This window comes from Ligilactobacillus ruminis ATCC 27782, from assembly GCF_000224985.1.
Classification (GTDB): Bacteria; Bacillota; Bacilli; order Lactobacillales; family Lactobacillaceae; genus Ligilactobacillus; species Ligilactobacillus ruminis.
Genome location: NC_015975.1, coordinates 1492922 through 1507353, shown reverse-complemented (window position 1 = coordinate 1507353; position 14432 = coordinate 1492922). Strand labels below are relative to the sequence as shown.

Annotated in this window: 5 protein-coding genes, 21 tRNA genes, 2 rRNA genes, 1 riboswitch and 1 other annotated feature; all 28 genes read left to right on the top strand. The window is 46.1% G+C overall.

Going from position 1 to position 14432, the window contains the following annotated elements; genetic code table 11:
- The first annotated feature begins 168 nt into the window (after positions 1 to 168).
- The 28 genes from LRC_RS07605 (at position 169) to LRC_RS07470 (ending at position 14427) form a co-directional block, all read left to right on the top strand.
- Positions 169 to 3082: ribosomal RNA gene (locus LRC_RS07605) — 23S ribosomal RNA — on the top strand.
- A gap of 75 nt (positions 3083 to 3157) precedes the next feature.
- Positions 3158 to 3274, top strand: a 5S ribosomal RNA gene (gene rrf, locus LRC_RS07600).
- Positions 3275 to 3347 (top strand) — tRNA-Val (locus LRC_RS07595).
- A gap of 5 nt (positions 3348 to 3352) precedes the next feature.
- Positions 3353 to 3425 (top strand) — tRNA-Lys (locus LRC_RS07590).
- 80 nt (positions 3426 to 3505) lie between these two features.
- Positions 3506 to 3578: transfer RNA gene (locus LRC_RS07585), tRNA-Thr, on the top strand.
- A 3-nt stretch (positions 3579 to 3581) separates the two neighbouring features.
- Positions 3582 to 3653, top strand: a tRNA-Gly gene (locus LRC_RS07580).
- Between the two features lie 28 nt (positions 3654 to 3681).
- Positions 3682 to 3755 (top strand) — tRNA-Arg (locus tag LRC_RS07575).
- 4 nt (positions 3756 to 3759) lie between these two features.
- Positions 3760 to 3833: transfer RNA gene (locus tag LRC_RS07570), tRNA-Pro, on the top strand.
- A gap of 29 nt (positions 3834 to 3862) precedes the next feature.
- A tRNA-Met gene (locus tag LRC_RS07565) sits at positions 3863 to 3936 on the top strand.
- A 20-nt stretch (positions 3937 to 3956) separates the two neighbouring features.
- Positions 3957 to 4030: transfer RNA gene (locus LRC_RS07560), tRNA-Ile, on the top strand.
- A 34-nt stretch (positions 4031 to 4064) separates the two neighbouring features.
- Positions 4065 to 4154, top strand: a tRNA-Ser gene (locus LRC_RS07555).
- Positions 4155 to 4163: 9 nt separating this feature from the next.
- Positions 4164 to 4237: transfer RNA gene (locus LRC_RS07550), tRNA-Met, on the top strand.
- Positions 4238 to 4240: 3 nt separating this feature from the next.
- Positions 4241 to 4313, top strand: a tRNA-Asp gene (locus LRC_RS07545).
- A gap of 17 nt (positions 4314 to 4330) precedes the next feature.
- Positions 4331 to 4403, top strand: a tRNA-Phe gene (locus LRC_RS07540).
- Positions 4404 to 4410: 7 nt separating this feature from the next.
- Positions 4411 to 4481, top strand: a tRNA-Gly gene (locus LRC_RS07535).
- 14 nt (positions 4482 to 4495) lie between these two features.
- Positions 4496 to 4569, top strand: a tRNA-Ile gene (locus tag LRC_RS07530).
- A 4-nt stretch (positions 4570 to 4573) separates the two neighbouring features.
- Positions 4574 to 4661 (top strand) — tRNA-Ser (locus LRC_RS07525).
- 11 nt (positions 4662 to 4672) lie between these two features.
- A tRNA-Glu gene (locus LRC_RS07520) sits at positions 4673 to 4744 on the top strand.
- 17 nt (positions 4745 to 4761) lie between these two features.
- Positions 4762 to 4835 (top strand) — tRNA-Met (locus LRC_RS07515).
- A 3-nt stretch (positions 4836 to 4838) separates the two neighbouring features.
- Positions 4839 to 4911 (top strand) — tRNA-Asp (locus tag LRC_RS07510).
- Positions 4912 to 4954: 43 nt separating this feature from the next.
- Positions 4955 to 5027 (top strand) — tRNA-Val (locus tag LRC_RS07505).
- Between the two features lie 48 nt (positions 5028 to 5075).
- Positions 5076 to 5148, top strand: a tRNA-His gene (locus LRC_RS07500).
- A gap of 29 nt (positions 5149 to 5177) precedes the next feature.
- Positions 5178 to 5262, top strand: a tRNA-Leu gene (locus LRC_RS07495).
- 222 nt (positions 5263 to 5484) lie between these two features.
- Positions 5485 to 5574, top strand: a riboswitch (SMK box riboswitch).
- Entirely contained in the window at positions 5572 to 6765 is a 1194-nt protein-coding gene (metK, locus tag LRC_RS07490; protein WP_014073852.1) for a methionine adenosyltransferase, read from the top strand. It overlaps the preceding riboswitch by 3 nt.
- Before the next feature lie 240 nt (positions 6766 to 7005).
- Entirely contained in the window at positions 7006 to 9183 is a 2178-nt protein-coding gene (locus LRC_RS07485) for a LysM peptidoglycan-binding domain-containing protein (RefSeq protein WP_014073851.1), read from the top strand.
- A 62-nt stretch (positions 9184 to 9245) separates the two neighbouring features.
- Positions 9246 to 9452, top strand: a binding site (T-box leader).
- A gap of 55 nt (positions 9453 to 9507) precedes the next feature.
- A complete protein-coding gene (gene leuS, locus LRC_RS07480) occupies positions 9508 to 11922 on the top strand; it encodes a leucine--tRNA ligase (protein WP_014073850.1) in 2415 nt (804 codons plus the stop codon).
- 443 nt (positions 11923 to 12365) lie between these two features.
- Complete coding sequence (locus LRC_RS07475) at positions 12366 to 13718, top strand: amino acid permease (protein ID WP_014073848.1); 1353 nt, start codon at positions 12366 to 12368, stop codon at positions 13716 to 13718.
- Positions 13705 to 14427, top strand: a complete 723-nt coding sequence (locus LRC_RS07470) for a pseudouridine synthase (protein WP_014073847.1) — start codon at positions 13705 to 13707, stop codon at positions 14425 to 14427. Before LRC_RS07475 ends, LRC_RS07470 begins: the two co-directional genes overlap by 14 nt.
- The last annotated feature ends 5 nt before the right edge of the window (positions 14428 to 14432 follow it).

The window sequence follows — 14432 nt, the reverse complement described above, 5'->3', positions numbered from 1 at the left end:
AGTTTTGAGGGATTTGTTTCCTCAAAACTTGTTCTTTGAAAACTAGATAATATTTTATTTCTTTGTTAATTTTTATAACCGAGAACACCGCGTTTTAAAGAGTTTAAAACAAGAAATTAGTTCTTAATCGCAAAACTCATAACCGTTTATCGCAAGATAAATATTATAGGTTAAGTTATTAAGGGCGCATGGTGGATGCCTTGGCACTAGGAGCCGATGAAGGACGTGACTAACTGCGATATGCTTCGGGGAGTCGTAAGTAGACTGTGATCCGGAGATTTCCGAATGGGGAAACCCAACAGGCTTTGCCTGTTATCGCTCAATGAATTCATAGTTGAGCTGAAGGTAGACGCGGGGAACTGAAACATCTAAGTACCCGCAGGAAGAGAAAGAAAATTCGATTCCCTAAGTAGCGGCGAGCGAACGGGGAACAGCCCAAACCAGAGAGCCTGCTCTCTGGGGTTGTAGGACTGGACATCTGAGTTACCAAGAAATAACGTAGTCGAATGATATGGGAAGATCAGCCAGAGAAGGTAACAGCCCTGTAAACGAAACGTTGTTTCCTCAGTCCAGGATCCTGAGTACGGCGGAACACGTGAAACTCCGTCGGAATCCGGGAGGACCATCTCCCAAGGCTAAATACTCCCTAGTGATCGATAGTGAACCAGTACCGTGAGGGAAAGGTGAAAAGCACCCCGGGAGGGGAGTGAAAGAGTACCTGAAACCATGTGCCTACAAGTAGTCAGAGCCCGTTAACGGGTGATGGCGTGCCTTTTGTAGAATGAACCGGCGAGTTATGCTAACGTGCGAGGTTAAGGCGGAAAGGCCGGAGCCGCAGCGAAAGCGAGTCTGAACAGGGCGAACGAGTACGTTGGTGTAAACCCGAAACCAGGTGACCTACCCATGTCCAGGTTGAAGGTGCGGTAAAACGCACTGGAGGACCGAACCCGTGTATGTTGAAAAATGCTGGGATGAGGTGTGGGTAGCGGTGAAATTCCAATCGAACTTGGAGATAGCTGGTTCTCTCCGAAATAGCTTTAGGGCTAGCCTCGGAGTTGAGAATCGTGGAGGTAGAGCACTGTTTGGACTAGGGGCCCGTCTTGGGTTACTGAATTCAGATAAACTCCGAATGCCACTGATTTATATCCGGGAGTCAGACTGCGAGTGATAAGATCCGTAGTCGAAAGGGAAACAGCCCAGACCACCGATTAAGGTCCCTAAATATGTGTTAAGTGGAAAAGGATGTGGAATTGCACAGACAACTAGGATGTTGGCTCAGAAGCAGCCACCATTTAAAGAGTGCGTAATAGCTCACTAGTCGAGTGATCCTGCGCCGAAAATGTAACGGGGCTAAACACATTACCGAAATCGTGGATGCAGCTTTGCTGCATGGTAGGAGAGCGTTCTAAGGGCGGTGAAGCCGGACCGTAAGGACCGGTGGAGCGCTTAGAAGTGAGAATGCCGGTATGAGTAGCGAAAGACAGGTGAGAATCCTGTCCACCGAATGACTAAGGTTTCCTGGGGAAGGCTCGTCCTCCCAGGGTTAGTCGGGACCTAAGCTGAGGCCGAGAGGCGTAGGCGATGGACAACGGGTTGATATTCCCGTACCGGTCTGATTTGTTTGAGCAACGGAGGGACGCAGGAGGCTAACGATGCGCACTATTGGATGTGCGTCCAAGCAGCAAGTCTGTCGGCGAGTCAAATGCTTGCCGGCTCAAGGACAAGCTGTGACGGGGATGAACGATTTATCGTTCTAAGTGAGCGACGTCACACTGCCAAGAAAAGCTTCTAGTTAGAATCAGACCGCCCGTACCGCAAACCGACACAGGTAGTCGGGTCGAGAAGACCAAGGTGAGCGAGAGAACTCTCGTTAAGGAACTCGGCAAAATGACCCCGTAACTTCGGGAGAAGGGGTGCTGATCGCAAGATCAGCCGCAGTGAATAGGCCCAGGCGACTGTTTATCAAAAACACAGGTTTCTGCAAAATCGTAAGATGAAGTATAGGGGCTGACGCCTGCCCGGTGCTGGAAGGTTAAGAGGATGGGTTAGCGCAAGCGAAGCTCAGAATTGAAGCCCCAGTAAACGGCGGCCGTAACTATAACGGTCCTAAGGTAGCGAAATTCCTTGTCGGGTAAGTTCCGACCCGCACGAAAGGCGTAACGATCTGGGCACTGTCTCAACGAGAGACTCGGTGAAATTATAATACCCGTGAAGATGCGGGTTACCCGCGACAGGACGGAAAGACCCCATGGAGCTTTACTGTAGCTTGATATTGGGTGTTTGTACAACTTGTACAGGATAGGTAGGAGCCGTAGAAGTCGGGACGCTAGTTTCGACGGAGGCATCGGTGGGATACTACCCTCGTTGTATGAACACTCTAACCCACGCCGGCAATCACGGCGGGAGACAGTGTCAGGTGGGCAGTTTGACTGGGGCGGTCGCCTCCTAAAAGGTAACGGAGGCGCCCAAAGGTTCCCTCAGAATGGTTGGAAATCATTCGCAGAGTGTAAAGGCATAAGGGAGCTTGACTGCGAGACCTACAAGTCGAGCAGGGACGAAAGTCGGGCTTAGTGATCCGGTGGTTCCGCATGGAAGGGCCATCGCTCAACGGATAAAAGCTACCCTGGGGATAACAGGCTTATCTCCCCCAAGAGTCCACATCGACGGGGAGGTTTGGCACCTCGATGTCGGCTCATCGCATCCTGGGGCTGTAGTCGGTCCCAAGGGTTGGGCTGTTCGCCCATTAAAGCGGTACGCGAGCTGGGTTCAGAACGTCGTGAGACAGTTCGGTCCCTATCCGTCGCGGGCGCAGGAAATTTGAGAGGATCTGTCCTTAGTACGAGAGGACCGGGATGGACATACCGCTGGTGTACCAGTTGTTCTGCCAAGGGCATCGCTGGGTAGCTATGTATGGATGAGATAAACGCTGAAAGCATCTAAGTGCGAAACTCACCTCGAGATAAGATTTCCCACTCCTTTATGGAGTTAAGACCCCTGAGAGATGATCAGGTAGATAGGATGGAAGTGGAAGTGCGGCGACGCATGGAGCGGACCATTACTAATCGGTCGAGGACTTAACCAAAAAAACGCAGGTTCTTGAAAAGAGAAGTGAATATTGTCTAGTTTTGAGAGAACAAGGTTTTCTCAAGGAAAATAGTGTGGTGATGATGGCATGGAGGATATACCTGTTCCCATTCCGAACACAGAAGTCAAGCTCCATAGCGCCGAGAGTAGTTGGGGGATCGCCCCCTGTGAGGGTAGGACGTTGCCATGCGGAGGATTAGCTCAGTTGGGAGAGCGTCTGCCTTACAAGCAGAGGGTCACAGGTTCGAGCCCTGTATCCTCCATTTATGAGTCGTTAGCTCAGTCGGTAGAGCATCTGACTTTTAATCAGAGGGTCGACAGTTCGAGCCTGTCACGACTCATCTAATAAATAAATGCTTGACAGTTCTTGAATGATTTGATAAACTTAAGAAGTTGTCGATTATAAATTGTTTCAAGACATGCCGACTTAGCTCAGCTGGCAGAGCATCTGATTTGTAATCAGAGGGTCGGAGGTTCGAATCCTCTAGTCGGCATATGCGGAAGTAGTTCAGTGGTAGAACATCACCTTGCCATGGTGGGGGTCGCGGGTTCGAATCCCGTCTTCCGCTTAACCAGTTAATGGTTAAAAGTTAATATGCACCCATAGCGCAACTGGATAGAGTGTCTGACTACGAATCAGAAGGTTGTAGGTTCGACTCCTACTGGGTGCATCATCGGGAAATAGCTCAGTTTGGTAGAGCACCTGGTTTGGGACCAGGGGGTCGCAGGTTCGAATCCTGTTTTCCCGATAGGAGTAAATTTCTTGCTTCAATAGAATCGCGGTGTAGCTCAGCTGGCTAGAGCGTCCGGTTCATACCCGGGAGGTCGGGGGTTCGATCCCCTCCGCCGCGATATTTCGTACTTAACGTCTCGGACCTTTAGCTCAGTTGGTTAGAGCAGACGGCTCATAACCGTCCGGTCGTAGGTTCGAGTCCTACAAGGTCCATATGCTTTATGGATTAAAGTATGAAAGCAATTACGGAGGATTACCCAAGTCTGGCTGAAGGGAACGGTCTTGAAAACCGTCAGGTGGGTAAAACCACGCAAGAGTTCGAATCTCTTATCCTCCTTTTTATTATCGCGGGATGGAGCAGTCTGGTAGCTCGTCGGGCTCATAACCCGAAGGTCGTAGGTTCAAATCCTGCTCCCGCAATTTGGTCCTATGGTGTAGGGGTTATCACGCCTGCCTGTCACGCAGGAGATCACCGGTTCAAATCCGGTTAGGACCGTTTGAATATAATTTCATGGCTCGGTAGCTCAGTCGGTAGAGCAAAGGATTGAAGCTCCTTGTGTCGGCGGTTCGATTCCGTCCCGCGCCATTACCATGCGGGTGTAGTTTAGTGGTAAAACCACAGCCTTCCAAGCTGTTGTCGCGAGTTCGATTCTCGTCACCCGCTCTTTTTTTATTGATGGGCCTATAGCTCAGCTGGTTAGAGCGCACGCCTGATAAGCGTGAGGTCGATGGTTCGAGTCCATTTAGGCCCATTATGGAGAAATACTCAAGTGGCTGAAGAGGCGCCCCTGCTAAGGGTGTAGGTCGGTAACACGGCGCGAGGGTTCAAATCCCTCTTTCTCCGTTAGTTGGTATGGCCCGTTGGTCAAGTGGTTAAGACACCGCCCTTTCACGGCGGTAACATGGGTTCAAATCCCGTACGGGTCATCTTTTTAAGTTATTATCGCGGGATGGAGCAGTCTGGTAGCTCGTCGGGCTCATAACCCGAAGGTCGTAGGTTCAAATCCTGCTCCCGCAATTTGGTTCTATGGTGTAGGGGTTATCACGCCTGCCTGTCACGCAGGAGATCACCGGTTCAAATCCGGTTAGGACCGTTGTGACTTTAAAATTTCGGTCATCATTTTGATGACCTTTTATGGAGGATTAGCTCAGTTGGGAGAGCGCCTGCCTTACAAGCAGAGGGTCACAGGTTCGAGCCCTGTATCCTCCATATTTGCTAAGTGATTCAGCTGAATTATTTAACATTTGGTTGATGATGGCGGTAGTGGCGAAGTGGTTAACGCACCGGATTGTGGCTCCGGCACGCGTGGGTTCGATTCCCACCTACCGCCCTTGCTGATGTGGCAATTTCAAGTATTATGCCGGTGTGGCGGAATTGGCAGACGCGCTGGACTCAAAATCCAGTGTCCGTTGAGGACGTATCGGTTCGACCCCGATCACCGGTATCAAAATTTATCGTTAAATTGCTTAAACCCCGTTTTGACGGGGTTTTTGTTTTATAGTTAGCGTTAATTTTCGTTAAAAACTGTGAAGTTGTTGCAATTTTGTTGTCCTCCTGTTGTCTTCTGAACAATGCATGTCGGAATCATTTTTGATGAAAGTTATTTTAAATATCCCGTTTGAGACTTAAACTTTTTTACTAATTTCCGATACTTATGGTATAATCTAAGCGTTACAACTCATTCCCGATAGGATTCACGCTTTTAGTGAAGATGCCTTGTAACCACAAATATAATGAATGGGGGAATTTTATTATGTCAGAAAGACATTTGTTTACGTCAGAATCAGTTTCAGAAGGACACCCGGATAAAATTGCCGATCAGATCAGTGATGCAATTTTGGATGCGTTGCTTAAAAAGGATCCTAATGCCAGGGTCGCAGCTGAAACAACTGTAACAACCGGATTGGTAGTTGTTGTTGGAGAAATTTCAACAAGTGCCTACATTGATATTCAAAAAGTAGTTCGTGACACGATCAAGGGTATCGGCTACGTTGGCGGAAAATTTGGTTTCGATGGCGACAATTGTGCTGTTTTGACTGCAATTGACGAACAATCGGCCGATATTGCAATGGGCGTTGATACTTCACTTGAAATCAAAAACGGCGAGGTCGATCCGTTGGATCAGATTGGTGCCGGAGATCAAGGCTTGATGTTTGGCTATGCCATTGATGAAACGCCTGAATTTATGCCGCTTCCGATTGCGCTCAGTCATCGTTTGATGAGGAAAACAGCCGAGGTTCGCAAAAGCGGTGAACTTCCATATCTTGGACCAGATTCTAAAGCTCAAGTTACGGTGGAGTATGATGAAGATAATAAGCCTTTGCGAGTAGACACGGTGGTTTTGTCGACCCAGCACTTGGAAGACGTATCGTTGGATCAAATCAGAAAAGATATTAAGGAACACGTAATCAACAAAGTGATTCCGGAAGATCTTTTAGATGATAAGACGAAATATTTCATCAATCCGACAGGGCGTTTCGTAATCGGCGGTCCGCAAGGCGATGCCGGACTTACCGGGCGCAAAATTATCGTTGATACTTATGGCGGATTTGCACATCATGGCGGCGGTGCTTTCTCAGGCAAGGATGCGACTAAGGTCGACCGTTCCGCAAGCTATGCTGCACGCTATATTGCCAAGAACATCGTTGCTGCCAAAATTGCACCGCAGGTTGAAGTTCAGCTTGCATATGCGATCGGTGTGGCACAACCAGTGTCTGTTTCGGTTAACACTTTTGGAAAATGCAGCGTCAGCGATGACGAATTGATTAAGGCAATTCGAAAATGCTTCGATCTTCGCCCGGCCGGCATCATTGAAATGCTTGATTTGAGGAGACCGATTTATAAGCAGACAGCTGCTTATGGTCATTTTGGACGTACTGACATCGACCTTCCATGGGAACATCTCGATAAGGTCGACGAATTGAAAGCAGCACTGAATTTAAAATAAATAATGCTTGTTCAAGAGTCTTGGCTTCATGTTGAGACTCTTTTATTTTTTAGAAGTAAAAATAGATAATTGTGAATTAATTTAATTGCTTTAAATATAGTTGAGCTAATTATGAAGTTATGTCTAAATTATAAAGAATATAAAGTCAAGCAGTTTTTTTTTTTACTTTGATGCTTAAAAATCTGATATAATCTTTTTGTAGTGTTATTTACGAACGATAGAAAATAAGGTGGGGCTCAAATGAAAAAAAGAAAAGAGCGAATCGAACGTGAAAAGCAGGTCCAGGCATTGCAGAATATCCGATCTGTAAAAAAGGCTACGACCTATATTGGGACCACTGTTTTGATGGGGACCGCCGGTTTTGCGCTAAGCAGCAGGACCAAGGTTTCGGCTGATACGGTTCAAGTTGATAAGAACGGTCAAACAAACGGAAATCAGCAGGCTTCAAGTCAGTCATCTTCTGATGATACGCAGCAATCAGCGTCATCTTCGTCAGAGTCTCAAAATAATACGGTCGGACAAACGCAGCGTGCCGAACAGCAAGCACAGCAGACAACTCAGCAGCCTGCTGCTCAAAACCAACAGACCCAGCAGCAATCGATTCAGACAGATCAAACAGAGCAGGATCCTCAAACCGAGACTCAGGCCGACGTCAGCACCCAACAGGCAGTTGCCGACGTTCCGATGGTAAGGGCGGTTCAGGCGAATACGAGTTATTCAGGAAACGTGCAGAGCTTTTTAAACAACGTTGCTCCGGCAGCACGTCAAGTTGCAAGCGCCAGAGGCTTGTATGCATCATTGATGATTGCGCAGGCGGCCCTTGAAAGCGGGTGGGGCGGAAGCTATCTGTCGACTGCTGCTTATAATTTGTTTGGCGTCAAGTGGAACGGATCCGGTGCGTATATCAATCTGTCGACGCAAGAATATTATGGCGGTGCGTACCATACGGTAATGGCACGTTTTCAGCGTTATTCAAGCTATACGGAATCATTGAATGCTTATGCCGATTTGATTTGCAGTCATTTTCCGCGTTCGACCAAGGCTCAGGCTTCGAGTTACGCCGTGGCCGCGCAAAATTTGCGCAACGGCGTCTATGGGACATATGCAACCGATCCGAGTTATGCATCAAAGCTGATTTCCGTGATTGAAAGATACAATTTGACGCAATATGATACCGGAACTGTTATGAAACCAGTTTCGAATAATACGAACAGCAATAATAACAATAATTCAAATACAAGCGTTGCCACGAACGGAACTTACACGGCCGTTGCCGGTGACAGCTTGTGGGGGATTGCGCACAAATTCGGGATGACGCTTGATGAGTTGAAGAAGGCAAACGGCTTGACGAGCAACAATCTCTACGTGGGTCAGACGCTCAAGGTCAGAAAGTCTGCTCAACAAAATACGAATAACGAAACGAATCAAAATCAGAATTCGAACGGCAACAATAATGATCGTCCTCAGCAGACGGTTACGAGTGCCGAGACATATACGGTCAAGTCAGGCGACAGCTTGTGGGGCATAGCAACCAAACACGGCTGCAACGTAAATGATTTGAAGAGCTGGAATCATCTTTCATCAAATTTGATCCATGTCGGGCAAAAACTCGTCATTGGTCAGAAAAAATCGACCGTTCAGCAGCAACAAGGAAAAAAAGAACCTCAGCAGACGACGGGCAATGAAACTTATACGGTCAAGTCGGGCGACAGTCTCTGGAAAATTGCGACGAATCATAACATGAGCGTATCTCAGCTTAAAAATTTAAACAAGCTTTCCAACGATATGATTTTTGTCGGACAAAAATTGGTCGTATCCGAGAAAAAGCAAAGCGCACCGTCACAAAATCAAAATAAGCCGTCACAAAATCAGGTAACCAAGCCTTCGACTTACACGGTCAAATCAGGCGACAGCGTTTGGAAGATTTCGCATGAACATGGCATGAGCATGGATGAATTGAAGTCGCTGAACGGCTTAAAAGACAACCTGATTATTCCGGGACAGGTTTTGAAGATTAAGGGAACTTCTTCAGATACCAAGCAAAAAATCAAGACAAGCTCAAAGGAAACGGCAGAAGCGGGTGCGACATACGTCGTCAAATCAGGCGACAGTTTATGGGCAGTAGCCAACAAGCAAGGGTTGACGGTTGCAGAATTGAAGCGAATCAACGGGCTGTCTTCTGATACGATTTATGTTGGTCAAAGGCTTAAAGTGACGCAGAAATCTTCCGTAAATGCGAAAACGTATGCTAAGACGACTAATGTTTCTGATAAGTCCAAGAAAAAATACACGGTTAAAGCCGGCGACAGTTTATGGCGAATTGCGGCTGACAATAAGACGACCGTCAATAATTTGAAGGCCGTAAACCACTTGGCAAGCGATACGATTTACGTGGGTCAGACGCTGTATTTAAATTAGGTTTTGTCAATTCGGTTTAAAGACTTGAAAAAAGAGTCCGATTTTGCTAATATTAAAACAATATTTGAACGCTAAGAAGGATTATTAGAAGGACGAGATTTGTCAGAGAGCGTGTGGCTGGTGTGAACATGCAAATTTAGTACTTCGAACTCGCCTTTGAGTTTCTTGCTGAACATGGAGAGGTAGGCAAGGACGGTATCTCCCGTTACGAGAAAAAGCGTCAGCAATTGCTGGAACATAGGTGGTACCGCGATTTATTCGTCCTATATGAAGTGAAAACTTCGTGTAGGGCTTTTTTATTTATTACAAGGAGGAAGTTTCAAAATGGCTTACGATCACAAAGCAATCGAGAAAAAGTGGCAGCATTATTGGGAAGAACACAAGACCTTCAAGACAAGCGAAGATCCTGACAAGAAGAAATTTTATGCACTGGACATGTTTCCTTATCCGTCTGGTCAAGGACTTCACGTCGGACACCCGGAGGGATATACGGCAACGGATATTATTTCGCGCATGAAACGGATGCAGGGATACGATGTTTTGCATCCGATGGGATGGGACGCTTTCGGACTTCCTGCTGAACAATACGCATTGAAGACGGGAAACTCTCCGCGTGAGTTTACGAAGAAGAACATCAATAATTTCCGTCGTCAGATCAAGTCATTGGGCTTGTCGTACGATTGGGATCGTGAAGTAAATACGACTGATCCGTCATATTACAAGTGGACACAATGGATTTTTGAACAAATGTACAAGAAAGGCCTTGCATACGAAGCAGAAATTCCCGTCAACTGGTGCCAGGAACTCGGAACGGTCGTTGCCAATGAAGAGATCATCGACGGCAAGACGGAACGCGGCGGGTATCCTGTCGTCAGGAAACCGATGCGCCAGTGGGTTTTGAAAATTACCGCATATGCTGATCGTTTGATTGATGACTTGGATGACCTTGACTGGCCTGAAGCAATCAAGGATCAGCAGCGCAACTGGATTGGTCGTTCCGTTGGCGCTTCCGTAAAATTCAGCGTTTGCGGCCACGACGACAAGCAGATCGAAGTCTTCACGACTCGTCCTGATACGCTTTTTGGTGCATCGCTTTTGGTTTTGGCACCTGAACATGAATATGTAAGTTCTTTGACGACTGCTGAGCAAAAAGAGGCCGTTGAAGCTTATGTTGATCAATGTGCTCATAAATCGGATCTTGAACGTACCGATCTTGCAAAAACAAAGACCGGCGTGTTTACGGGAAGCTACTGCATCAATCCTGTAAACGGTGAGAAACTTCCGATTTGGATCGCCGATTACGTTTTGGCATCTTATGGCACCGGTGCAATCATGGTTGTGCCTGCTCATGATGAACGTGACTATGAATTTGCCAAAAAATTTGATTTGCCGATCAAACCGGTTATTGAAGGCGGCAACGTTGAAGAAGCAGCCTACACGGGTGACGGCAAGCATATCAATTCCGGCTTTTTGGATGGACTCGGCAAAAAGGAAGCCATCGACAAAATGGTTGAATGGCTTGAGGAAAAAGGCATCGGCAAGAAGAAAGTCAACTACCGTTTGCGTGACTGGACATTTTCTCGCCAACGCTACTGGGGAGAACCGATTCCAGTTATTCACTGGGAAGACGGTGAAACAACGCTTGTTCCTGAAGACGAGCTTCCGCTTCGTTTGCCAAAAGCAACGGACATCAAGCCATCCGGCACCGGTGAAAGTCCGTTGGCAAATCTTGACGACTGGGTAAATGTCGTCGACAAGAACGGGCGCAAAGGAAGGCGCGAAACGAATACGATGCCTCAATGGGCAGGCAGTTCATGGTACTTCTTGCGCTATGTTGATCCGCACAACCAAGGAAAGCTTGCAGATTATGACAAGCTCAAGCATTGGATGGCGGTCGATCTTTATGTCGGTGGTGCCGAACATGCCGTTTTGCACTTGCTTTATGCACGATTCTGGCATAAATTCCTGTATGATTTGGGTGTCGTTCCTACGAAAGAACCGTTCCAAAAGCTGGTCAACCAAGGAATGATTCTTGGAAACAACCATGAAAAGATGTCCAAGTCGAAGGGCAACGTCATCAATCCTGATGATATTGTTGAGCAATACGGTGCAGATACGCTTCGCCTTTATGAAATGTTCATGGGACCTTTGGAAGCATCCAAGCCATGGAGCGAAGACGGGTTAAACGGTGCTTACAAGTTCATCAATCGTATCTGGAATTTGATCATCGATGAAGATGACAACATGCGCGATCGAATTACGACGATCAATGAAGGCGAGCTTGACTTTGCCTACAACCAGACGGTCAAGAAGGTTACTGAAGACTTTACGAAGATGCATTTCAATACGGCCATTTCTCAAATGATGGTTTTCGTCAATGATTGTTATAAGGCAGATTCTTTGCCACTTGAATACGTTGAAGGATTCGTCAAGCTTCTGGCTCCGCTCGTTCCGCACTTGGCTGAAGAGCTTTGGACAAAGATTGGTCATGTCGGGAGCATCGCTTATGCAAAATGGCCTGAATATGACGAATCGAAACTTGTTAAAGATGAAGTCGAGGTCGTCGTTCAAGTTAACGGGCGCGTTCGCCAACACTTGAAGGTTTCAAGCAGCATCTCAAAAGAAGAGCTTGAAAAGTTTGCGATGGCAGATGAACATGTCAAGGAATTCGTTGAAGGCAAGAATGTGGTTCGTGTCATTTCCGTTCCGGGCAAACTGGTCAATATTGTCGTAAAATAATCAATATCGTTAAGAACCTGAGAAGAAAGTCCCGTTTTTCTCTTGAAATAATTAAATGCCGAACAACGGAAGTCGCAAGTCGACTGATTTTGTCCGGCATTTTTTTCAGTTTTGCTACATGAAAACAAACTTTTTCCTTATTCACATCATAGCAAGAAGCGATTGTCATGCATATGCAAAAACCCAGATTAAATTTGCAATTGATTGCAAATCATCCGGTTTTTTAATTTGAGACAGAGTTTGTCAGCCTTCTTTGTTAAAAACGAACTTTAATAATTGATAATACTTATTTTGAATATCAAAAAAGAAGGATTTGAGTTTTAGAGAGCCGATTTTCGCCATAAAACGAACAAAATTAGAATTACAGGCAGTCGATTAACCTTCTTTCCTTGATTAATGCATGAATATTTACTATAATGATAACAATTATAGGGGGTAAGGATTTGAACAACGAACTATCACGATCACTGACGCACAGGCACGTTCAGATGATTGCGATTGGCGGAGCAATCGGAACAGGACTGTTTTTGGGTTCAGGAACAGCAATTCAAAAGGCAGGTCCGGCAATTATTTTAGCGTATTTTATTGCCGGCATATTTTGTTTTTTCATGATGCGCGCAATTGGCGAATTGATCTTATCGGATCTTTCGAAGAATTCATTTATCGAATTCGTACGCGAATATTTGGGTCCGCGCTTCGAATTTATTGTCGGATGGACATATTGGCTTTGTTGGGAATCTTTGGCAATGGCAGATTTGACCGCAAGCGGGATTTATATCAGGTATTGGTTTCCGGGAATTCCGCAGTGGTTGACGGCATTTTGGATAATCGTTTTGCTATTGGCGTTTAATTTGCTCAGTGTCGGAGCATTCGGAGAATTGGAAACATGGTTTTCAAGCATTAAGGTTTTGGCAATTTTGGCGTTGATCGGAACAGGCGTCGTTTTGCTTGCGATGAATGCCAAGGTCGGAGGACACAACGTTTCGTTAAGCAACCTCGTCAGTTACGGCGGCTTTTTCCCGAAGGGGTTCAATGGGTTGCTGGCAGCATTTCCGATGGTTATCTTTGCCTTTACGGGAATTGAGATGGTTGGTCTGACTTCTGGCGAAACGGCTGATCCGAAACGTGATCTTCCGCAGGCAATCAATACTTTGCCGATCAGAATCGGACTTTTTTACGTCGGTTCGATGTTTGTTTTGATGTGCATTTATCCTTGGAATCAGATTGCAACAAATTCAAGTCCGTTCGTTCAGGTGTTCAGCGGCATTGGCATCAAGATTGCTGCCGGAGTCATTAATTTCGTTGTCTTGACGGCCGCTTTGTCCGCTTGCAACAGTGCGATTTTTAGCACGAGTCGGACGTTGTTTGTTTTGGCAAACAGCGGACAGGCTTCAAAAAAACTAGGCAAAAGCAATAATCGCAGCGTACCTGTCAATGCTTTGGTTTTTTCGTCTGTTATTTTGTTTGTGATCGTAATCTTAAACTTCTTTTTGCCGGCCGCAATTTTTGAAATCATTTCAGGCATTGCAACGGTCAGTTTTGTTTTCATCTGGATCGTTTTGGTTGTTTGTCATTACAAATATAAGAAACGTTGCAAAGGCGAACAGACGCTTTTTGCGATGCCGCTGTTCCCCGTTTCGAATTGGGTCACGATCATCTTTTTCCTGGCAGTTTTGATTTTGCTGGCATTTTCAAAAAGCACGCTGATGTCTTTGCTGTTTTCGCTTGTCTGGTTTGCATGTCTGGGAGCGGTTTACAATTTTTTCATAAAGGACAGTGAAAATGAGACTAGATAAATTTTTAGCTGAATGTAATCAGGGGACCAGAAGCGAGGTCAAAGTTCTTTTGAAGAGCAAACGAGTAACGGTCAACGGCGTGACTGAAAATTCAGGAAAAAGACAAATAAACGAGTTTTCAGACGTTGTTTGTCTTGATAAAAAAAAGCTGACGTATCAAAGTTTTGTATACTATATGCTGAATAAGCCAAAGAACGTCATCACTGCAACGGAAGATTCCGTTCAAAAGACCGTGCTTGATTTGATTGACAAAAAAGATCGCATCAAAGGACTTTTTCCAGTCGGAAGACTTGATAAGGATACGACGGGATTGGTGCTTTTGACGAATGACGGGGCGCTTGCGCATGATTTACTGGCACCAAAAAAGCATGTTGAAAAAGTCTATGAGGCAAAGATTGAAGGAATCGTGACCGAGGCTGAAGTCGAGCTTTTTTCAAAGCCGATTGAATTGAAGAACGGCGAAGTTACCAAACCTTCCAGGCTTGTCGTCAGGAAGGCTGATGAAGATGCCGGTATGTCAGAAATCGAGATTACGATTTCTGAAGGCAAGTATCACCAGATCAAGCGGATGTTTGCCAGCACGGGGATGCACGTGCTGGAACTTAAAAGGCTTAAGATGGGATCGCTTGAACTTGACGATCGACTTGATCCCGGGAAATACAGAGCCTTGACTCAAACGGAGATTGAAGAACTTAAAATCAGAGACTGATAAAA